Source organism: uncultured Tateyamaria sp. (assembly GCF_947503465.1).
Classification (GTDB): domain Bacteria; phylum Pseudomonadota; class Alphaproteobacteria; order Rhodobacterales; family Rhodobacteraceae; genus Tateyamaria.
The window spans coordinates 1839007-1859686 of record NZ_CANNDN010000001.1 but is presented as its reverse complement, the minus strand read 5'-3'; the positions used below and the strand labels follow the sequence as shown (position 1 = coordinate 1859686).

Sequence of the window (20680 nt, the reverse complement as noted above, 5' to 3'; positions counted from 1 at the left end):
CGCTGCGGTTGCAAAGGATATGCTGCGTTTGCACATAGCATAGGTCGGTGCGGCCCATCGATTATTCCACATTCGGGTCAAAGGACGTGAACGGCTGTAACATTTGGCGGTCCGTTGCGCCCCCGCCATGTGCGCCGCACGGTCCTGTCGGCCCCCGTTAACCCCTTGTTGATACTTCCCTTGCCCGCGACGACCGGCCCCCAGGGCCCGTTCGGATTGACTGCGAAAGACGGGCTGAAGTGGCCCCTTTGAGAAGGGATGAATGGATGAACAAGGCAATTACTGAAGGTGTTGTGCTGATGCCCCCCGCCTTTGCGGAGGGTTTGAACGTCTGGTCAAGCGGGGACGGTACGCCGGGGTCCGACACCTATCAGAACGCGCCCAATGCAGCGGTTGTGTTTGCGGATCAGGATTTTGGTAGCTGCCTTGAGCTGCAAAAGACGTCAAACACGACGCGCGTCCGTTACATGGGCGAAACACCCCTGTTGCCTGGCTGCTATGTCCGCGTGACCGTGCGCATCAAGGCGATCAGCGGCAGTTTTCCGTCTGTCCGCATTGCCGGTTTTGCCGCGCGCGCAAACGGGCAGGCCGTTTCCGGTGTCGATACCGCTGCGGACAGCGTGACCCTGACAAGTTACGGCGACGTCGTCGAAGTGTCCGCCATCATCGGTGCCGGCAACCGGTCGGGTGTGGACCTGGTTTGGGGAACCGGCGCGGCATACGCGCATTTCGGCCTGGACCTGACCGGTCCCAATGGCGGCATCGTGCGTATCGATGACATTGTCATCGAAGACATCACATCCGTCTTTTTGCGCGACCTGCTGGCCGTTGTCGATGTGCGCGACTTTGGTGCAGTCGGGGATGGCACCACCGATGACAGCGACGCCTTTGACGCGGCCAATGCAGCCGCCAATGGCCGCACCATCCTGGTGCCCGAGGGCGTGTTCCGCCTGAACAAGGATGTCGCGTTTGAGGAACTGGTGAAGTTCGAAGGCACGATCAGCATGCCCGACGACAAGATGCTGCTGCTGCGCAAGAGCTATGATCTGCCGACCTATATCGAGGCCTTTGGCGACGAGGTTCTGGCCTTCAAGAAGGCGTTTCAGGCATTGCTGAACAGTTCGGACCACGAGAGCCTTGATCTGGGTGGCCGCCGCATCGCGGTGTTCGAGCCCATCGACATGCAGGCCGCCGTGCCCAACCGCGACCAGTTCAACACCCGCCGCGTCATCCGCAATGGTCAGTTCGAGGCGCAGGGCGACAACTGGAATACGCAGACCGTCACCAGCCAGGCTACCTATTCGGCGTCCAATGGCCGGACGTTGACCAATGTCACCAACATCGCAAACGTCCCGGTGGGTGCGCATGTCACTGCCAATGGTGTGGGCCGCGAGATCTATGTCCGCAGCAAGAATGTGGGTGCGGGCACCATCGAATTGAACGCCCCGCCGTTCGACGCTGACGGCACGCAGACCTACACGTTCCGCCGTTTTGACTATCTGATCGACCTGAGCGGCTTTTCCAAGTTGTCGAAGTTCAACATGTCGAACATCGAGTTCCAGTGTAACGACAAGTGTTCGGGCATCATGCTGGCCCCGGCCGGTCCGACCTTTGAATTGCAGGAATGTTTTATCAGCCGTCCCAAGGATCGTGGTCTGACGTCCATCGGTGGTGGGTGCCAGGGTATCCTGATCGACCGCTGTCAGTTCCTGTCCGCCGAAGAGGCCGAAAACGTCGCTGATCGCACGTCCATCGGGTTCAACGTGAATTCGAATGACGCCAAGATCCGCGATTGCCGTGCCACGCAATTCCGCCACTTCATGCTGCTGGCCGGGCAGAACCACCTGATCAAGGGCAATCACTTTTTCCAGGGCGACGGTGTGGCCGACGGGTTCCGTACAGCGGGCATTGTCCTGCAGGACAGTTATACCGCCAGCGTGGTGACCGGGAACTATATCGACAACTGCTTTGTCGAATGGACCAACGAACGGGACCCCACGCCCCAGTTCACGACCGGGTTTTCCTTCAGTTCCTTCAGCCTGACCGACAACGTGTTCCTGTCGGGCGACGTGGCCCCCTGGTTCAGCTATCTGGTGGTCAAGCCGCACGGGTCCGGCCATTTCCTGAACGGCATCACCGTGACCGGCAACCGGTTCCGGTCCATCAACGGCAGCATCGACCGGGCCGAGCGCGTCGACACCAGCTTTGCCGATCTGGATTACAACCGGAACCGGTCTGTGTGGTACAAGGGCAATTCGTATCACAATGTGAGCGAGCATGCCGAGAACCCGCTGCTGGTGGAGCATAGCCAGGCGACCAACACCCGCACGTGGACCGTTGGCACCGCCAAGAAGCTGCCCTTTGAAGGCTTCTGCCAGTTTGTGGATTCCGTCATGTTGACGGGCGATCTGCGCAACAACGCGAACCAGCGCCGGTACGAGGCCCCTGTGGGTCGTGGTCGGATTGGTCCCAACGAGGATTCATTTTCGCTGGAGTTCAGCGAGGATATGCGCGGGTCCGTCCGGGCATTTGTCCGGATGGACAAGGATTGATCCAAGGCGTCTAGAACGACCGCCACACGCCAATCTTGAGGGCGAAGGTTCCATCTTCGCCCTCGATCCCGATCAGGAAGCTGGGCGCTTTGGGCTTGGGCTGCCAGATCAGCGAAGGGGCCAGTTTTGTTGTCACCGTCCCGTCCGTTTCGCTGACAAACACCTGCATCATCACCTTGAAACGATCGTTCAGCGTCAGGCCGACGGTTGTGTCCAGCTTGTAGGTGTCGGGGCCGTCATCTATGGCCCATTCGACCGCGCCGTCGAGGGCCAGCCATCCGTACCGGTCCCATGCCTTGATCCCGCGCCCATAGCTGAGCCCGGTCAGCAACAGAGGCTCCATTTCGCCCCCGAAGGTGCCGCCGATCCCCAACGTGTAGGCCAGTTTGTATTCCCGATCTTTTGTTGGGATGGGTTTGCGGGCAAAGACGAATGCGGTGCCGTCGCCGATCTGTCCGGAGGTCATGTCCACATCGACCTTGGCCCCCAGCGTCAGTTTCGGTCGCACGCCATATTCGAAAAAGAGCGTCCCATCGAGCTGGCCTGCGTCGTCATAGACGGCGCTTTGGGACAGGAACCCTTCCTTGTGCGGCTTCAACCATGCCCCCGCGTGGGTAACCTGTGCCCAGAACATGCAGACGATCATCATGGCGGTGCGCATCGCACGGGTCCTGACAGGGGTTAACGAGGCATGACCATGGGCTGATCTTGGTTAACAATTGATTAGTGCGCGGGTGGTGCAGGACTTTTTGCCACGCGCCCCTGCGGGCGGCGAATGGCACGCCTATATCTGGGGGGAGCCATTAACGGAGAGATGCCCATGCAATGCCCCATTGACGGAACGCCCCTTGTCATCACCGACCGCAGCGGGGTCGAGATTGACTATTGCCCGCAATGTCGCGGGGTGTGGCTGGACCGGGGTGAGCTGGACAAGATCATCGAGCGTGCAGCGGCCTACAGCCCGCCGCCCCCGCCGCCTCAAGCGACCGCGCAACCCCAGCGCGGCTATGATGAACGCGGGCATGATCCACGCCGGAAGAAGAAAAAGGGGATGGGCGATCTGCTGGGCGATATCTTTGATTTCTAGAGGTCGCCCGGCCCCAGTTTGAATGCCTTGCCGAAGCCCCCGTTCAAGAGGCCGGTATCGACGGTGAACCTGACAAAACGGAAATCGGTGAACCCGGCATAAAGCGTGGCCTTGGGTCGCGCGGCAAGATAGTGCGCGCGCAATTGAGCGTCTTGTGCGTGTGGGATGAACCTGGCGGTGCAGTGCAGTGTCAGCCGCGGGTGGGTCAGCGGATCGCCCTTGTCGGCGGGCTCGCCCACCAGCAGGGCGCAGGCGGGTTGGTTGACCAGTGCCGCCGTATGGGTCGACAGATCGGAGATCAGCGACACAGGTGTTCCGTCCGTGTCGGTTGCCAGCGCAATGCGTGTGACCGAAGGATGACCTGTTTGCGGATCCGTGACGGCCAGCGCCGCAAAGGTCGCATCATCAACAAGCTGCCGCGCCGTGGCGCGGGCGTCGTCATCCGGTGTCCGGAATGGGTCTGTCATGCGATGGGGGCGGTGGCGCAGGCGCGGAACTTCTGTACCTCTGGCGCTGCGCCATCGAGCGACAGTGTGACGGCGGCGGTTTGGGTGAAAGCGGTGGCGGTGCTGTTGAATTCGATCCCGTCCAGGACGTTGCCGAACCCTGCATCTGTGACCGTCAGCGTTTGTGCGTCCATGCTGTGCCGCGTGGTCGAGATCGTGTTGGGCTGCGCGCCGTCAAAGCGGATCGAGAACGCGGGTGCGCTGGGCCAGCCATCGGCGTTGGTGATCGCAATCGCATAAAGTGCCGTAGCGTGGTCATAGGTCACCGCGACCTCGGCCCGGGCCTCGCTGTGGGCCAGGGTGCAGACGGGGGTCGGGGTGAATTCCCACGCGTGGGCGGGGGCGGCGACAAGGGCAAGAAGGGTCAAAATACGCATGCCGGGATGGTAGTGCTGTTTGTGTCCGGGTACACGCCTTGTGCGAATATGCTTGTGCTTTGTGCCGGAAGCTGTCAGGCCAGCCTCGCATAGCTATTCTACTCGATGTTCTGATTTTCCTCACGGCGACCAGTCTCTCGATCATGACGACTAGGCCGGACCGCTGCATGTCGCGAGCGGTATTTTCTGAAGGAAGACATCACATGGCCAATGGCACAGTGAAATGGTTCAACGCCACCAAAGGTTTCGGTTTCATCGCCCCCGAGGGCGGCAGCAAGGACGTGTTTGTGCACATCTCGTCCGTTGAGCGTTCGGGCCTGACGGGTCTGGCGGACAACCAGAAGGTCACGTTTGACCTGGAAGCCGGTCGTGACGGGCGCGAAAGCGCGGTCAACATCGCCCTGGTGTGAGCGGGTGGCGGGGTGAGCCCCGCCTGACGGTTTGAGATTTGGCGCGGCGCTCGAAAGAGGGCCGCGTTTTGCGTTTCGCGGGGTTTCGCGCGCGAAACCTTGTTTGTTATCAAATGGTTAAGTTGTGGCAGATCATGTGGGGGCCGGTCGGGGACACACATGGGATGGGTTGCGCGATGTGCGCTTTGTGCGTGCGGTGGGGTCGGTGAAAGACGGTGTGGGCCGGGCTGCGGAACAGGTTGTGAGGTGTTTTGCAGGGTGGGCAATCTGCCCACCGTATGGCGCGATTGGTTATGGGGGAGGGTGGGCAGATTGCAAGCGTTGGGATATGACCGATCCGAATGACAGGTGGGCACATTGCCCACCCTACGATTATGTAGGTTTTGCAGATGGCGCTTAGAGAAGATCTTGAGTTGCTTCGTGACGACGTGCGCGAATTGGCCAGTGATAAAGACGCTACAATTGATCCGCTCAGGTTGTCCGCTGAGTTAGATAGGATCGTATCAAACTCAGACGCCTCAAAAGAGCATGTATGGCGCAAATACAATCGTAGGATGGAACTCTGGAAAGAAGCTCGGCTGGAGATGATGCGAGCTGTGATTACCTTCGGCCAAGGAGCGATCAGAACCTTAGTATTGGTAAATGGAGCTGCCGCGATTGCCGTGCTTACCTTTTTGGGTAGCTACACTGAGCAGGGAGATGAGTTATTCAGACTTCTGACGAAGGCATTGCTACTTTTTGCCTTTGGAGTTGTTGCTGCATCACTAGTCGCAGGTTTCGCTTATCTTGCTCAATTGCTGTATGACTCGAACTCAAAACGGTTAGAAAAAGTTGGGTTTGCCTTTCACGTTCTTTCTGTGTTGATTGCCGCCACCGGCTTAGCTCTATTTGTCGCAGGTCTTTTGTCGGCCTATCAAGGCTTTCTAACGCAAGTCTAGGGTTGGCGTTCCATCTACCGCTTCCGCCGCTTCACATTCCCACCGCGTTGCCCGGCCCGCCCTGCCGTTGAGCGCCCCGATGCCTTCTGCGCATCATCCACGGCCTTCTCGAGCGCATATTGCCGCGCCAGCGGATCATCCGCGACGACCAGATCGACCGTTTCCAGCCGTTTGACCTCATCCCGCAACCGCGCGGCTTCCTCGAACTCGAGGTTCTCGGCCGCCTTGCGCATGTCGGCGCGCAGGCCGTCGAGGACGGCTTGCAGGTTGCCGCCCGCCAATGGGGCGTCGATCTGGGCAGTGACGCGGTTCATGTCGACGTCGCCCTTGTAGAGGCCCGCCAGCACGTCCTCGACATTCTTTTTCACCGTCTCGGGCGTGATCCCGTGTTCCTCGTTATAGGCCATCTGCTTGGCGCGGCGGCGGTTGGTTTCGGCCAATGCGCGTTCCATGGAGCCTGTGATCTTGTCGGCATACATGATCACGCGGCCATCGGCGTTTCTTGCCGCCCGTCCGATGGTCTGGACGAGGGACGTCTCGGACCGCAGGAACCCTTCCTTATCCGCGTCGAGGATCGCGACAAGGCCGCATTCGGGGATGTCGAGCCCCTCGCGCAGCAGGTTGATGCCGATCAGCACGTCGAAGGCGCCCAAGCGCAGGTCGCGCAGGATTTCGATCCGTTCCAGCGTGTCGATGTCGGAGTGCATGTAGCGGACGCGGATGCCCTGTTCGTGCATGTATTCGGTGAGGTCTTCGGCCATCCGTTTCGTGAGCGTGGTGCAGAGCGTGCGCATGCCCTGTTTGGCGACCTTTTGGACCTCGTCCAGCAGGTCATCGACCTGCATCTCGACCGGGCGGATTTCGACGGGCGGGTCCAGAAGGCCGGTGGGGCGGATGACCTGTTCGGTGAAGACGCCGCCGGTCTGTTCGATTTCCCATGCCGCTGGCGTGGCGGAGACGAAGACGGATTGCGGGCGCATGGCGTCCCATTCCTCGAATTTCAGGGGGCGGTTGTCCATGCAGCTTGGGAGCCGGAAGCCGTGTTCGGCCAGCGTGAACTTGCGCCGGTAGTCGCCCTTGTACATGCCGCCGATCTGGGGGACGGAGACGTGGGATTCATCCGCAAAGACGATGGCGTTGTCGGGGATGAATTCGAACAGGGTGGGGGGTGGCTCCCCCGGGGCGCGGCCCGTGAGGTAGCGGGAATAGTTTTCGATGCCGTTGCAGACGCCGGTGGCTTCGAGCATTTCGAGGTCGAAATTGGTGCGCTGTTCGAGCCGTTGCGCTTCGAGCAGCTTGCCCTCGCCCACCAGTTGGTCGAGGCGGATTTTCAGCTCTTTCTTGATGCCGATGATGGCCTGGTTCATCGTGGGCTTGGGTGTGACGTAGTGCGAGTTGGCGTAGACGCGGATGTGGTCGAGCGTGTCGCATTTTTCACCCGTGAGCGGGTCAAATTCGGTGATGGATTCCAGTTCCTCGCCGAAGAAGGACAGCTTCCAGGCGCGGTCTTCGAGGTGGGCGGGGAAGATTTCGAGCGAGTCGCCGCGCACGCGGAAGGAGCCGCGCTGGAAGGCGTGGTCGTTGCGCTTGTATTGCTGGGCGACGAGGTCCGCGATGACCTGGCGCTGGTCGTATTCCTTGCCGGTCTTGAGGTCCTGCGTCATGGCCCCGTAGGTTTCGACCGACCCGATGCCGTAGATGCACGAGACGGAGGCGACGATGATCACGTCGTCACGTTCCAGCAGCGCCCGCGTGGCGGAGTGGCGCATGCGGTCGATCTGTTCGTTGATCTGGCTTTCTTTCTCGATGTAGGTGTCGGACCGGGCGACATAGGCTTCGGGCTGGTAGTAGTCGTAGTAGCTGACGAAGTATTCGACGGCGTTGTCGGGGAAGAAGCCCTTGAATTCGCCATAGAGCTGCGCGGCGAGCGTCTTGTTGGGGGCAAGGATGATGGCCGGGCGCTGGGTTTCCTCGATCACCTTGGCCATGGTGTAGGTCTTGCCCGTGCCGGTGGCGCCCAGCAGGACCTGGTCGCGATCGCCGTCCAGAACCCCCTGGGCCAGTTCCCTGATCGCCGTGGGCTGGTCACCCGCCGGTTGGAATTCGGTGTTCATCACCAGTTGCTTGCCGCCTTCCAGCTTCAGCCGGGTGCGGACATCCTCGGCCGGGTTGGCGAGGTAGGTGACGGGTTCGGAGGAATCGGTATGTGCGTAGGCCATGCCTCGTTATCTGTTGCGTGTGCCCCGTGATGCAAGGGGGGCTGCTGTCAGTGCGTGGCAGGAGCGGGGCCTTACGCCGTGATCAGGCCCGATCGTTCCAAAGCCGACGCAGGCCAGTCGGTGATCTGATCGGGGTCCGTCACGACGATTTCCGGGCGGCCTGTGTCATTGTCGGGAAACATCTTGGTCGGCCCGGTGACATAGGCATAGGACCGGCGCGGCGTGCCCTCGCCATCCGGGCGGTACCGGGTCAGGATCAGGTTCATGATGTCCTGCGCCTGATCGGAGTTCCCGTTGGGAATGAACAGCTGGTACGGCTGTGCCAGACTGCCGGTGCGAAAGACGACGTGATCGCCCGACACGGGCGAGAAATCGCGTAATTCCATGAACACGGTGGTTTCGCCGCGCGCCTTGGCTATTTCGACCAGCCGATCATAGTCGAGGCGTGTGTTGAACAGGTTGACCTCGGGCGCGCGGCGCTTGATCTCGCGGTACCCTTCGATGATGCGCGCGCGCAGGTCCCACCACGTGCCAAGGGCCGCGTAATCGCGCAGGACCGAGCCGTTGTTTGCGATCTGGTCCCAGATCCCCAGTTTGTGGGCCTGCGCCGCGCGTTCGGCGGCGGCATAGCGGGTGTGGAGCGTCGAAAACTGCGCGTACCCGTATTTCTGGAAATAGGGCGACAGGCCTTCGCGGATCATCAGTTCCTGAAAGTCGGTGCCGTCCTCAAGCTGGAGGTAGCACAGCAAACGCCCGAAATTGCCACGGTACTTGGCGATGGCGTCGTCCCGGTCTTCGTTGCCGGGCAGGATCACGGTGACGGTGTCGCCGGGCGTGATCAGTTCCTTTGCCCGGTCCGACGCGGCATGGCCCAGCGGCGTGACGGGCTTTGTCCCGGCGTTCACCTCTTCGGTGTCTAGGCTGAGGATCCGCAAGCTTTCGCTTTTGTCGTCCCCGTCGTTCAGAAAAACGCGGACGGTGTCGCCGTCCACGACGCGGTCCACTTTGGCGGTGAATGATGTTCCTGGCACAATCCTGCCCTCTCTGCTGAAAATACGCGTATAGGGTGAACCCAGGACGTAACGGATGCATGACGCTTACATGGCTGTGGGTGCGTGCAGGTCCATGGGGGTGTCCAGCCCCTTTAGCACCTCGGTGCTGACCCGGCGCGTGGGCAGCCCGGCGATCCGGGCGACCGGGTCCGATATCAGGACGGGTTCGTTCAGCCGTCCGCAAAAGGCTTCGACCCGCGATGCGATGTTGACCGATTGCCCCAACACGGTGAAGTCCAGCCGTTCGCGCGCGCCGACATTGCCATAAAGCAGCGCGCCATAGTGAATGCCCGTGCCGAAGGGGACCTGCAATTCGGCCAGTGCCGCGATCCCCAGCGCCGCATGCGCCGCGCTGATGGCCTGCCTGCACGCTTCGACCTTGCCGTCCGGGCTGCCATCCGAGGGGAACAGCGCCAGCACCCCGTCACCCAGGAATTTGAGGATTTCTCCGCCATTGTTGTCGATGGCGTCGGACATGACTTCGAAATACCTGTTGGCGATGTCCAGCACCTGGTCCGGTGGTTCCGTTGCATTCAGCGCCGTCCAGCCGCGGATGTCCGAGAACAGGATTGCCGCCTCGATTGTTTCGATGTCGCCGCGGGTGATTTGCCCGTCCAGCACCCGTTGCCCCGTGCGCGGACCCAGATAGCTTTTGGCAATGGCGGTGGCCTTGTAGTGCTGGGCATAGGATTCGATGACCGGGGCCAAGGCATCGGCAAGGCGGGTCATCTGGGCAATGTCGTGATCGGTGAACCCCTTGGGATGTGCCGTGCCATAGGCCACGACCCCACCCATAGGCGCGTGCGCGAAGGTGATCGGCAGGCCAAAATATTCGACGATGCCTTGGGCCTTCATCTCGTGCAGGACGCGGTGCGCATCCGTGTCCAGCGGACCATCCAGACGCAGGCGCAGCGGCTCTTGCGTGGTTCTGATCGTGGCAAGCGGGCTGCCGATATAGCCGCTGCGCTGTTCCATGCCATGGGCTGTCTGGACCGCAACGATGTTGTCGGGATCAGCGTCCCAGATCGTACTGATGGCGGTGACCAGCGGATGTACGGTGCGCATGGCGAACCTGACCCGCTGAAGCGGTGCACCACCTTCGTGCAGACGCGTGCCGAGGGCCTGAAACATGGCGTTGATGTCCGGCATGTACCGCCCTTCGGTCAGGACCCAGTCGATATGCGGTTGCGCGTGCCATGTCATAGCGCACGATATGGCGCGGTCGGGCGTTGTTGCAATTCGGGCGTGCGGGTCTTCAGGTGGCCGGATGCCCGCGAAACCGGTTCCAGCGCTGTTTGCAGACGTCCAGCCCCGTGTCGATCCACACGCTCAGCCCCACGGCGAGGACCACCGACATGCCATGCACCATGGCATAGTTCAGCCCGCGCGACGTGGGCCACGACAGGTGGTGCACGGTCAGCACATAGGCCGATCCGCCCGCGCAGGATGCGGCAACAATCGCCAGGATGGGCCAATGCCGGTGTTGGTTCCTGAGCGCCAGGATGACCCCGAACAGGCAGGCCAGCACCGGAACCAGAAGCAGGCTGAGCGACGTCATGATACCCGTCGCACGGTCACTGTTCACGCCGGGCTTGCCCAAAATGCTTTCGGTCAACCCGTAGCCGCCCGCCAGCAGCAGTGTCATGACACACATGGCCGCCCCCCACCGGATACGCCCGAACCGCGACCAGGCATGGCGGCTTTCGGGCATCCAGGGGATGGCAAGCATCGCAGCCCACATGGGCGGCAGCGTCACAACCGAATACGCCTTGAGAATGTAGGGCGGGTCTGTGTCCGTGCTGAGGGTGTCATAAGCCGCCTCGAGGCCGAGGGCCGCCACAAGACCGGTCAGGCCTATGGCCACCATGCGCCCATAGATCATGCTGATGTTGCGGGCCGATACGGCGCTGCCCTTGGCCAGAATGGGCCCCAGCATCAGCACCGCGACCACGCCCCAGATGTAAAGTTCGGTCAGGACGGCCTTGGGCACCGGTACGTAACGGTCGCCGACGCTGAGTTCGAGGATCGAGAACAGTGCCCCGGCCAGCACCCCGATGGCGGCCCCCATCCCGTCGCGCAGCGACACGGTGCCCCGCCCGATCGCATAGGCGGTGATCCCGATCGCGAAAAAGCCACCAATCGCCAGCCCCCCGACCCGGGCTGTGACAAAGGCGGTGGCCGTCTTGCTGTCGCAGCTGTCAAGCGCACATCCGATCCACTGACCGAGGTTCTGCGACTTGTCGACAAGGAATGTGCTGAAAAACACGCCAAGGATCAGCAGGCCAGACACCTGCAACGTGGCGTTTGGCGGGCGGTCGCGGTCCGGTGTGCGTCTGTCATCCGTCATCTGCGCGACGTTAGGATGGCCCCGGTGCGCAAACAAGCTGTGACCGGGTTGAGACAATTCGCATCTTGCGAGGGCGCGCGGAATTCCCGATACAGAGCACAGCCAGATCAGGAGCCATGCCATGCGTGCACGCATCTATCAGCCTGCCAAGACCGCGATGTCGTCGGGGACCGCCAAGACCAAGCATTGGGTGCTGGAATTTGCCCCGGCCTCGGCCCGGTCGGTGGATCCGCTGATGGGGTGGACGTCGTCCTCGGACACGCAGGCCCAGGTCCGCATGTCCTTTGACACCAAGGAGGCGGCGCTGGACTATGCCAAGGAACACGGCATCGACGCGCACGTCCAGGAGCCGAACCGGCGCAAGACCAATATCCGCGCCGGCGGGTATGGCGAGAATTTTGCCACGAACCGCCGTGGGGCGTGGACCCACTGATGGCGGGTGCGGTGCACACGCCTGCGGGCGGCGGCGCACCAAATGATGCCTTCGGGTTGTCACGCCGCATCCATGTTCAGGGCAATGCCCACATTCCGTCGGTCTGGGAAGAGGACATTCCCGAGGGCGCAGGCCCGCCGCGTCACATCCACACCAACGCCGCCGAAGTGTTTGTCGTGCTGCGGGGGCGTTTGCTGTTCGAAGCGGACGGGCATCAATTCCATGCCGATGCGGGTGACACCGTTGTGATCCCCATGGGCACGGTTCACGCGTTCAAGGGCGCGGCACCCGAAGGATCGGTTGCCCTGATCACCTTGTCGCCTGGTGGCGGGGAAGGCCTGTTCGTGGCGGCGACCGACCGCGGTCTGGGCCCGCAGTCCGACCCTGCCGACATAGCCGCACTGGGTGCCGAATTCGATGTCACCTTTGCGGGGCCACCCCTGTGAGCGCTGTGCTGTCCGTTGCCCGCGCCACGCTTGATCAAGCGGATATCGTGGCGCTGCTTGGGCGTCATTTCGAACTGATGCGGTCATCTTCACCGGCCGAAAGCTGCCATGTCATGGAACCGGGCGCGCTTCTTGAGCGTGAGGCTGTCCTTTACGCCGCGCGGGACGGGCAAACCCTGTTGGGCGTTGGCGCGCTGACCTTGATCGGACCCCAGCATGGAGAGTTGAAGTCCATGCACACCGCCGCCGAGGCGCGGGGGCGCGGCGTGGCCCGCGCCATTTTGCAGGCGCTGATGGACCATGCGCGTGATCATGGCGTGACGCGGCTCAGTCTTGAAACGGGCACGGCGGACCTTTTTGCGCCGGCCCGTGCGCTCTATGCGGCCCACGGCTTTGCCACATGCCCGCCTTTCGGGAATTACACGGTCGATCCGCTGAGCGTTTTCATGACCCGTACGCTCTGAACCCTTGCCCTGTGCCCCGCGCTGCGGCATGACAGGGCCAGCGGTCCCTTAGCTCAACTGGATAGAGCAGCTGACTTCTAATCAGCAGGTTGAGGGTTCGAGTCCTTCAGGGATCGCCAGGCTTTGCCAGTCATCACAAAGTTCTGGCTGCGCGTACGTTCCTGTTGCACAATCCACCATTATTTTCTGACAAATTTTTGGCATTTGCGAGGTTGTTTAATTGGATCAACAGACACGCGAAGAAATAGAGAAGTATCTGGAGCGACGCGATGAAGGCTTTGTGTCGCAGCAAAAGCTGGCGATAAAGGAGGAAGTCGAAGCCGAGCTTGCGAAACGCGATACCGAGCGACGCGGTCGCCTACAACTGATCGGTGCGTTGGGTGGGGTTTCCATTCTGGCGCTTGGAGGTCTCGCTTACGAAAACATCGAAGCGACCGCGGGCCGTGCCGCAAGTGCATCTGTTGCAACCGCTGTCGAAAAGGTGAGTGCCGCAGAGCAAAAGCTCAATGAAACGGCTGAAAAATTTGAAGATTTGCGCCAACAGATCGGCAATTCGGCGACGCTTGTCGACGATACGCGCGTGGAAGTGCGGACATTGCTGGCGCAAGTCGACGAAGCGTTAAGCCGCGTGAACGCAACGCAGGGCGGGGTCGGTGTTGGTGGTCAGTTGATCCAGATCGTTCGGGATCTGGAGGAAATCAAATTGCAACTTGCCCAAGCCGAGCGGATCCAACCAAGTTTGCCACAACCCCAACCCCAACCGGGAACCGGTGACACATTGGATGAAATCTTCCCAAGTGGAGGCCAACCTTGAGACATTTTTGGGTAGCATTGACACTTTGTGCCTTGCCATTTGCAAGTCACGCGCAGGGCACTTGCGCATCCGATCTGGCGACTACGTCACGGGCAAGCGATATCATCGAGTGTATGCAGGCGCTCGAAGAGCGGCAGACTCGAACCATCCAATCTCTGCAGTCGGTGATCAGTGAACTGAAAACCGAAATTGTGCAGGCGCAGCGTCGCGCCTCGGTTCTGGTGCCTACCGGTCTTGTTGCAGCTTTCGATACGCCGAGAGGATGTCCCAGCGGCTGGAGCACCTTTCGAGAGGGATCAGGGCGCGTGATTGTGGGGTCTGGGCGAGGGAATTTTGACGAGAACGAAGAATTCCTAAGCGCGCGCCAACTGTCCGAAAAGGGCGGCGCCGAGCAAGTGATCCTGACCCGGGACATGGTTCCGGTCGGCCCCTTGGTGGTGCGGTCGGACACAAGCGACGCAGTGACAGGCGATGGCCTGCTGCGATTGCTCAAGGAACAAACGATCAGAAGTACGTCCATTTCGCAGTGGGCGCTGCGCTTGCCTGCAGAAGATGCTGGCGTGGATGCGCCCGAAGCAGTGCCGCACAACAACATGCCGCCGTTTGTCGTTTTGCATCTTTGCCGAAAGGAATGACGCCGGTTTGGGCCGCTTGGAGTGATGGGGTGGCCCGCACCTTTGCCCCTTGCTACCAGCCTACAGCGCGTCCCGCGCGATCAGTGTGGCAAGGTCCAGCACCGTTTGGGCGCGCGCTTGCGCAACCGCCGACGGGTCGCCCTCGGGCAGGGGCGTGGTCAGATCGAACAGATGCGCGTGATCGCGTCTGCGTCCGTCAAGGTCCACTACGAAATACTGCCCCGACAACCGCAATGCCCCGGCGCCTACGATCAGGTCTTCGACCCGCACCTCGACCCGTGCGGCGGGGAAGCCGTCGAATGGCCATGGATCGGACGCGACCCGCGCGCCGGTGATTTCGGCCAAGTGCCGCGACAGCGCCAACGTCATCGCGCGCGTTGGTTCGTCCGCCCACAAAGTGTCCGACAGCACCAGGACGCCGGCGTCCGATGACGTCACCTCGTTTCGGGCAGCGTAGGCGGGCAGCGATACCTCCGACACTTCGATGCTGGAAAACCGGGTCGGGATACGGTCCTGCGCCACCAGTTTGGGCGAGGCGATGAACTGGTCGGGGCTGCTGCAGGCCGTTGCAATGCAAAGGGCCAGAAGGCCAAGGGCGTGTCGCATGTCTATCGTCCTAGCAGAAGGGAATTGGGATTGCGTTCGATGGTGCGGGCAAGGTCGGTCAGTGCCTTTGCTGCCCGTTCGATCTCGCGCAGGGCCGTCAGGGTTTCGCGGGAAAAGGCCGAACCTTCGCCGTAGTCGCGCAACGTGCCTTGCGCCTGGGACAGCGTGCTGTTGAGGCGGTCGGCAAGTGCGGGCAATTCGCCTGCCGCGCTTTCGATGGCCGCCGCCGCCTGGCGGGCCGAAGACAGCGTGGCGTTCGTGTTCTCGATGACGCCACCCGCCCGCAGTTCTGCCAGCGCGGCCTCTGCCTCGTTCAAGGCGCTGGCGAGTGCGGTGGGCAATTGCGCGTCGCTGGTGTCGCCAAGAAGCTGCCGGGCCGAGGCAAGCACTGCTTCGAGTTCACGGGCGAGCGTGTCGAGCTCGACGTTCTCTGCCTGGGCGGCGATCCGGTCCAGCCGTTCCACAACGGACGGCAGGCCCGACACGGCATCTTCGACGGCGGTGGCCGCCTCGCTGGTGTCCACAAGTGCGGTGCTGAGCAGATCGGCGGTGTCGGCCTCGGTCAGGTTGGTCAGGACCGTTGTCAATTCGTCAAAGGCCTGCGTGACAGAGGCGGGCATGGCGCGCATCTGGTCCGAGGCGAGCAGCGTTTCCGCCTCGCGCGCGAAGCTGCTGGCCCGATCGACAAGAACGTCCAGGGGCAGGGCATTGGCCCGGTCCACGAAGTCCGCGATGCGCGAGGTCAGGTCCGGCAGCCCGGCGAGTGCTGCGTCCGCCTCTGCCGCAGCGGCCCCCACCTGATCCACAGCCGCCAACAGCCGGTCGACGGTCTGCGCGTCGCGTATGTCCGCCAACAGCCCGCGCAGATCGCCGCTCGCGGCCTGCACGTCGGCCATGATCGCGCGCAGGTCTTCAGGCAGCGCCTGCACCTCGTCCGAACTGATCACGCCCCGCGCATCCGACAGAAGGCCGAGGATTTCGGCGGGCGTTTCGCGCACCTCTTCGCTGGCGACCAGCAGCGTCGCGTTGTCCAGAAAGCGGATGGCACTGTCGAGCAATTCTTCGATGGGCAGGGCGTTGACGCGTTCGAACACGCCTTCGGCAGTGACGGACACATCCGCCACTTCGCCTTCGGTGACAGGAAAGATCGGGAACGGATCGCCTGTGCGGTCGATCGTCGCCGCCACGGCATCCGGGTCGGTCAGCAATTCGATCTTGAGGCCCCCGGCAAGGATCGATGCGGTCACAAGACGGGCCCGCAGCCCCTCGGCCACGCGGGCGTCCAGGAAATCCAGCGCCTGCGCCCGGTCGAGATCGGCGTCGAGGCCAAAGCGCGATGTGTTGATTTCGACCGTGGACAACAGGCGCACCCGGGCGTCCCCGAAACGGTCGGGATCCACGATGCCGGACACGTTCGCGACCCGCCCGATGCGCACGCCGCGCCACTCTACGTCGGCATCTGCCGTCAGCCCGCTGACATTGTCGTCAAACATCATGGTCAGCCGCAGGGCCTGGCCGCTGCTGCCTTCGAAGACGGAGTTGCGCGCGGCCGCCTCGTCCGGGTGTACTTCGTAGACAAGCCCTTCGCGCACGGGCTGCCCGCCCGATACCAGCGTGCCAAAGGTGATCCCGCCGGAAATGAGCGAGGCGACAGAGGAGAAGTCAAGCGACGCGCCCGAGGCACCGACCGACAGGCTGAAGCCGGAGGTGTCCCAGAACCGGGTCGCCGTTGTGACCAGCTGGTCATGGGGTTCATAGATGATCGCCTGGGCCGTGACCCACTGGCCGTTGACCGAGATTGTCGTGGCACCCAGCCGTCCCACCTCGATCCCCTTGAACAGGATGGGGGTGTTTTCCGACAGGCCCGCCGCCCGGGTCGACCGCAGTTCGATCAGCGTCCCGGCGCGGTACGTGGTGACAAGCGGCGCCCGGTCGCTCGCCATGTGTTCCGTGACAAGGCCGCCCGGATCCGTGTCCCACGTCCCTTCGATGTAGACGCCCGACAGCACGGTCTCCAGGCCGGTCACGCCGCTGGTGGTCACCTCGGGCCGGACGATCCAGAAGGCGGCGCCATCATCGACAAAGGGGGCCACGGTCTTGTCCAGCCGCACCTCGACCAGCACCTGCGACAGGTCCTGGTTAAAGCCGATATCCTCGACCAGGCCCACGGGCACATTGCGAAACCGGACTTCGGTTTCGTCCGGCAGGATACCGGCCGCGTCGTCAAAGACGATCTGCACCAAGGGACCTTGATCATTGTAGGATTGAAGGCCCACCCAAACGGCCGTGAGCAGGGCCGCCACAGGCACCAGCCATACCCATTGCGCCCCACCCCAAGGGCGGCGCGGGGTGTGCTGTTCGGATTGAATGTCGGGGATATCGGAACTCAAACCGGACTTGCCTTCTGTTGCGTGTCGATGCGGTCCCAGATCAGACGGGGATCAAAGCTTTGGGCCGACAGCATCGTAAAAATAACCGACAACGCAAAAGTCAGCGCCGCCACACCCGGCGTGATCGACGCCGCGACGTTCAATTGCACCAACGAACACAGGATCGCCACCACAAACACGTCAATCATGGACCAGCGCCCGATATATTCGACAACCTCGTAGAGGATGTATTGGCGCCGCGCGGGCCAGCGCGCCCGGCGCCGCACCGCAAGCGCGAGATACGCGATGGCAAAGAACTTGCCCAGCGGGATCACGACCGATGCCAGAAGGATGATCAGGGCCACGCCAAATGACCCATGTGCCGCAATCTCAAGCGCGCCAGCGATGATCGTGTCTTCGGAGGTGTGCAGCAGGGTGCGGGTTTTCAGCATGGGATAGATGTTGGCGGGGATGTAGGCGATCACACCGGCCGCCCACCAGGCCCAGACCTTGTGCAGGCTTTGGTCATCGCGGGATCGCAGCGTGTTGCCGCAGGTGCCGCAATGGGACTGGCCCGAGGGCCAGACCCGCGCGCATTCCCGGCAGCACACCAGCCCCTTGTCCCGCGCGGTTACGGTCATCGTTCCAGTGCCTTCCACACCGACCAGCGGCACATCACCATGTTCTGCACCGCCATCAGCACCACCACCGCGACAAACATCCAGAACGCGGGGCCCAATTCGACCCGCGCCAGGTCCGTCAGCTTGATCAGGGACACCGCACAGCCGACCAGAAAGATTTCGGCCATGGACCAGGGGCGCATGGCCTCGCTCAGGCGGAACAGGTGTCTGGCCCCGGGCCATGGGGGGCGATCAAGGACCAGCGGGGTCAGCGTGTACAGCGTCAGAACGAGCCGGGCGAGTGGCAGCGCGATGATCAGGGCAACAACCGCAAGCGACAGGGCAAACAGCGGACCGCCGTAAAAGGCCAGAGCCGCATCCACGATGGTGGCGGCGTTGCTGAACCCCAGCCGCCGGATTTCGATGAACGGCAGAAAAAGGGCCGCGATCACCAGGATGGTGGACGCCAGCGCAGAGCTGATGATGATCAGTCCCGCATCGCGCCGCCGGGTGAACAAGCGCGTGTGACACCGGGTGCAACGGGCCTGATCGCCCTTGCGCACCGTGCCAACCCGATACAGCGCATCGCATTTCGGGCAGGCGATCAGGGTCTTTGTGTCGATGTCGCCGGGCAGCTGCATGGGCTGACAATAGTTGAGACGGGGGTGGCAGCAACCGATTTCGCGCCGCCCCCCTCCGGAACTAGCCGATGACGTCGTCCCTTGGCAGGCGAATGGCACCATGTCCCACGCGCGTGGGGGATGGATGCCCATGCAACGCAAACGGGTGGTCCCGGACGGCCTGCGCCGTCCAATCGCGTGCTGTGCCCGACTGGTCATGGATCGCCTGGCCCGCCAGGCGGGCCACCTGTGGCGACGCAACGCTGGTGCCTGCCTGACGCACCCAGGACCCGCTGCGCGACCCGGCCGAGATCACGCCACGGCGCACAAGGCTGTCGTCACCCTTGGCCGTCAGGTCCGGCCCGTCCCGGGCTGGCACCGGGCCGTTCGGCGATGGGTTGAGCGGTCCGGCGGCAGAGTAATCTGAAACGATCGCCTCCTGTTCGGTATAGGCGGCGACGACCACCGGTGATGCGCCGCAGGCAAACCCGCTGAGGGTCCCGGCGCGGCGCACCGGGCTTTTGCTGTGGGGCGGATCAACGGCCAAGGGCGCCCCGAACCGATCAAAGCGCTTGTAGTCGGGGTTCGACAGAAAGGCCTGCCGCCCGCCGGTGATCTGCCCGGGCAGGGTTTCATCCCGCCGCACCCAGACGTGGATCGGGTCCCTTGGTGCCTCGGCATGCCGTTTGATCGTGATCTTCCATGTCCCTGCGGGGGCCAGGTCAGATGTCTCCGACAGGTTGGCGGTTGGGTTGCTGGACAGTGTCACCAGCCCGCGCTGGGTGTGCCCGCCCACATATTGATAGGCCAACCATGCAATTCGCTGTCCCTGTTTGTTGACCAGTGCCGCATGTTCGCCGGGCCGGGTTTCGATGACACCGACGTCCATGTCGAACGGGGCCTGCACGGTGATGGTGGCAAAATTCGGTTGCGCGTCCTGTGCGCTGACCGGCAGCCAGATCTGCGTGTGGGTCGGCGTCCGGTCATCCGGCTGTACCGTCAGATCAAGCGTTGTCGCCCCGTCATGGTCGGTTTCGCCGTCGTCGATGGCGTGCAGCCGTTCGAGGTTGGCATTGCCCGCAGGCAGTATCAGCCACGCCTTTTGTGATCCACCGTCGGTCAGGGACGCCGCACGCTGGAGCGTGTTTTCGTCGGTTTCATGCAGCAACGCGCTGTCCCGAACGCCCTCTTGCCCAAAGTAATGGTTGAACATGGATGCGAAGATGCCGGTGCCATCATGCGGCCCGCCGGTATTGCCATAGGAAAAGTTGAACACCACGGGCACCGGTGCGCCCGTCCGGGTGCGAAACCGGCGCGCCTGTTTCACCAGGATATGGAAGGCAAGGTAAAGCACCGGCACGCTGTCCAGTCCGGTTGTGTCCGCCACGATCCGCGATGGCAGGGCCGCGCAGATGATCGGATGGGTCTGGGCGTCTTCGGCCATGGTGCGACCCGCCGCCAGCGCCATCACGTGCGTGCCATGCGACCGGCGCAGGGCCACGGTGGAAAATACACCCCTGGCAAAGTCGAGTTGCCCGGATTTCTGATAGAACAGATCCTCGTCCAGCACGCCGTCAAACGTGCAATCGGCCAAAAGCGTATCGATCTTGTCCTTGGTCAGGTCGCGCCCGATGCTGGTGCCGCCGCCGGGCAGCGGTTCGGCTTCGAAGATGCGTGCATGGTGGATGCGGGTCGCTGTTGCGCCGCTGCGGAACAGCTCGTGCGCAATTCCGATACCGTCATCGACGACGGCCTGGATCACGGCATCATCGTCGACGATCACCTCTGGCAGGTCGCGGGCGCGGGCACCCCGGTCAAGAAACCGCGCAGGCACCGACGCGCCCAGCAGTACCGAGGCAATGTTCAGGTCACTGGCCCGGTCATTGAGGTGATCGGCCAGCCGGGTGCGGGCATAAATGGCCACGGGCTGCAGCGGGCGTACCGCGCTGCGGTCGGTTGCATCATAGGCCGCGGGGATCAGCAGGTCATCCGCGAACGCCTGCAACAGCAGTTCGAACTGGTCGATGCTGATGCCTTCCAGCTCGACCAGGACCGACCACCACACGTCCTCCCGGTCATCGGCAAAGTGGTGACCTTCGCGCGACAGCCGGAAATAGGTGATGTGATCGATGATGTCCGCGGCGTCCGGTTCGGGGTTGGGGATCCAGCGTGCCATGGTCCGCCC

Annotated in this window: 21 protein-coding genes and 1 tRNA gene; 10 read left to right on the top strand and 12 right to left on the bottom strand. The window is 62.5% G+C overall.

Going from position 1 to position 20680, the window contains the following annotated elements; all coding sequences use genetic code 11:
• Nucleotides 1-266: 266 nt before the first annotated feature.
• Nucleotides 267-2552 carry a glycosyl hydrolase family 28-related protein gene (locus Q0844_RS09380; protein ID WP_299044188.1) on the top strand — a complete coding sequence of 762 codons (2286 nt, stop codon included), beginning with the start codon at nucleotides 267-269 and terminating at the stop codon, nucleotides 2550-2552.
• Nucleotides 2553-2562: 10 nt separating this feature from the next.
• On the opposite strand, the gene Q0844_RS09375 is transcribed toward Q0844_RS09380, so the two are convergent.
• Entirely contained in the window at nucleotides 2563-3213 is a 651-nt protein-coding gene (locus Q0844_RS09375) for a hypothetical protein (RefSeq protein ID WP_299044187.1), read from the bottom strand.
• 159 nt (nucleotides 3214-3372) lie between these two features.
• Here Q0844_RS09375 and Q0844_RS09370 point away from each other — a divergent pair, with 159 nt between their 5' ends.
• Nucleotides 3373-3639, top strand: coding sequence for a zf-TFIIB domain-containing protein (locus Q0844_RS09370; RefSeq protein WP_299045266.1), 267 nt, complete (start codon nucleotides 3373-3375; stop codon nucleotides 3637-3639).
• Here the strand turns inward: Q0844_RS09370 and Q0844_RS09365 are convergent.
• On the bottom strand, nucleotides 3636-4106 hold the full coding sequence (locus tag Q0844_RS09365; RefSeq protein ID WP_299044185.1) for a pyridoxamine 5'-phosphate oxidase family protein: 471 nt from the start codon (nucleotides 4104-4106) through the stop codon (nucleotides 3636-3638). The genes Q0844_RS09370 and Q0844_RS09365 overlap by 4 nt on opposite strands.
• Nucleotides 4103-4522 carry a hypothetical protein gene (locus Q0844_RS09360; RefSeq protein ID WP_299044183.1) on the bottom strand — a complete coding sequence of 140 codons (420 nt, stop codon included), beginning with the start codon at nucleotides 4520-4522 and terminating at the stop codon, nucleotides 4103-4105. The genes Q0844_RS09365 and Q0844_RS09360 overlap by 4 nt, the downstream gene beginning before the upstream one ends.
• A gap of 203 nt (nucleotides 4523-4725) precedes the next feature.
• On the opposite strand from Q0844_RS09360, the gene Q0844_RS09355 reads away from it, so the two are divergent.
• Together Q0844_RS09355 and Q0844_RS09350 are read left to right on the top strand one after the other, a co-directional pair.
• The gene (locus tag Q0844_RS09355) at nucleotides 4726-4932 is read left to right on the top strand and encodes a cold-shock protein (RefSeq protein ID WP_299044181.1); all 207 of its coding nucleotides are present in this window, start codon (nucleotides 4726-4728) and stop codon (nucleotides 4930-4932) included.
• 389 nt (nucleotides 4933-5321) lie between these two features.
• Nucleotides 5322-5870 (top strand): hypothetical protein, encoded by a 549-nt coding sequence (locus Q0844_RS09350; RefSeq protein ID WP_299044179.1) that lies wholly within the window; start codon nucleotides 5322-5324, stop codon nucleotides 5868-5870.
• Nucleotides 5871-5884: 14 nt separating this feature from the next.
• Here Q0844_RS09350 and uvrB read toward each other — a convergent pair whose 3' ends face one another.
• The 4 genes from uvrB to Q0844_RS09330 form a co-directional block, all read right to left on the bottom strand.
• Nucleotides 5885-8089, bottom strand: coding sequence for an excinuclease ABC subunit UvrB (gene uvrB / locus Q0844_RS09345; protein WP_299044178.1), 2205 nt, complete (start codon nucleotides 8087-8089; stop codon nucleotides 5885-5887).
• 71 nt (nucleotides 8090-8160) lie between these two features.
• Complete coding sequence (locus Q0844_RS09340; protein WP_299044176.1) at nucleotides 8161-9120, bottom strand: thermonuclease family protein; 960 nt, start codon at nucleotides 9118-9120, stop codon at nucleotides 8161-8163.
• A gap of 66 nt (nucleotides 9121-9186) precedes the next feature.
• The gene (locus tag Q0844_RS09335) at nucleotides 9187-10344 is read right to left on the bottom strand and encodes an adenylate/guanylate cyclase domain-containing protein (protein ID WP_299044174.1); all 1158 of its coding nucleotides are present in this window, start codon (nucleotides 10342-10344) and stop codon (nucleotides 9187-9189) included.
• A 52-nt stretch (nucleotides 10345-10396) separates the two neighbouring features.
• Entirely contained in the window at nucleotides 10397-11488 is a 1092-nt protein-coding gene (locus Q0844_RS09330; RefSeq protein ID WP_299044173.1) for a hypothetical protein, read from the bottom strand.
• A gap of 121 nt (nucleotides 11489-11609) precedes the next feature.
• Here Q0844_RS09330 and Q0844_RS09325 point away from each other — a divergent pair, with 121 nt between their 5' ends.
• From Q0844_RS09325 to Q0844_RS09300, 6 genes are all read left to right on the top strand, one after another.
• The gene (locus tag Q0844_RS09325; RefSeq protein ID WP_299044171.1) at nucleotides 11610-11921 is read left to right on the top strand and encodes an ETC complex I subunit; all 312 of its coding nucleotides are present in this window, start codon (nucleotides 11610-11612) and stop codon (nucleotides 11919-11921) included.
• Nucleotides 11909-12367 (top strand): cupin domain-containing protein, encoded by a 459-nt coding sequence (locus tag Q0844_RS09320; RefSeq protein WP_299044170.1) that lies wholly within the window; start codon nucleotides 11909-11911, stop codon nucleotides 12365-12367. Before Q0844_RS09325 ends, Q0844_RS09320 begins: the two co-directional genes overlap by 13 nt.
• A complete protein-coding gene (locus tag Q0844_RS09315) occupies nucleotides 12364-12831 on the top strand; it encodes a GNAT family N-acetyltransferase (protein ID WP_299044168.1) in 468 nt (155 codons plus the stop codon). The genes Q0844_RS09320 and Q0844_RS09315 overlap by 4 nt, the downstream gene beginning before the upstream one ends.
• A 42-nt stretch (nucleotides 12832-12873) precedes the next feature.
• Nucleotides 12874-12950 (top strand) — tRNA-Arg (locus Q0844_RS09310).
• A 101-nt stretch (nucleotides 12951-13051) separates the two neighbouring features.
• Nucleotides 13052-13645 carry a hypothetical protein gene (locus tag Q0844_RS09305; RefSeq protein ID WP_299044167.1) on the top strand — a complete coding sequence of 198 codons (594 nt, stop codon included), beginning with the start codon at nucleotides 13052-13054 and terminating at the stop codon, nucleotides 13643-13645.
• Between the two features lie 113 nt (nucleotides 13646-13758).
• Complete coding sequence (locus Q0844_RS09300) at nucleotides 13759-14280, top strand: hypothetical protein (protein WP_299044165.1); 522 nt, start codon at nucleotides 13759-13761, stop codon at nucleotides 14278-14280.
• Nucleotides 14281-14340: 60 nt separating this feature from the next.
• On the opposite strand, the gene Q0844_RS09295 is transcribed toward Q0844_RS09300, so the two are convergent.
• The 5 genes from Q0844_RS09295 to Q0844_RS09275 form a co-directional block, all read right to left on the bottom strand.
• Nucleotides 14341-14886: an ABC-type transport auxiliary lipoprotein family protein gene (locus Q0844_RS09295; protein ID WP_299044164.1), complete on the bottom strand. Its 546-nt coding sequence runs from the start codon at nucleotides 14884-14886 to the stop codon at nucleotides 14341-14343.
• Nucleotides 14887-14888: 2 nt separating this feature from the next.
• Nucleotides 14889-17276: an MlaD family protein gene (locus tag Q0844_RS09290; RefSeq protein ID WP_299044162.1), complete on the bottom strand. Its 2388-nt coding sequence runs from the start codon at nucleotides 17274-17276 to the stop codon at nucleotides 14889-14891.
• Nucleotides 17273-17896, bottom strand: coding sequence for a paraquat-inducible protein A (locus tag Q0844_RS09285; protein ID WP_299044161.1), 624 nt, complete (start codon nucleotides 17894-17896; stop codon nucleotides 17273-17275). Before Q0844_RS09285 ends, Q0844_RS09290 begins: the two co-directional genes overlap by 4 nt.
• Nucleotides 17893-18516 carry a paraquat-inducible protein A gene (locus tag Q0844_RS09280; protein WP_299044159.1) on the bottom strand — a complete coding sequence of 208 codons (624 nt, stop codon included), beginning with the start codon at nucleotides 18514-18516 and terminating at the stop codon, nucleotides 17893-17895. The genes Q0844_RS09285 and Q0844_RS09280 overlap by 4 nt, the downstream gene beginning before the upstream one ends.
• Nucleotides 18517-18577: 61 nt before the next feature.
• Complete coding sequence (locus tag Q0844_RS09275) at nucleotides 18578-20671, bottom strand: S8 family serine peptidase (RefSeq protein ID WP_299044157.1); 2094 nt, start codon at nucleotides 20669-20671, stop codon at nucleotides 18578-18580.
• Nucleotides 20672-20680: the final 9 nt, after the last annotated feature.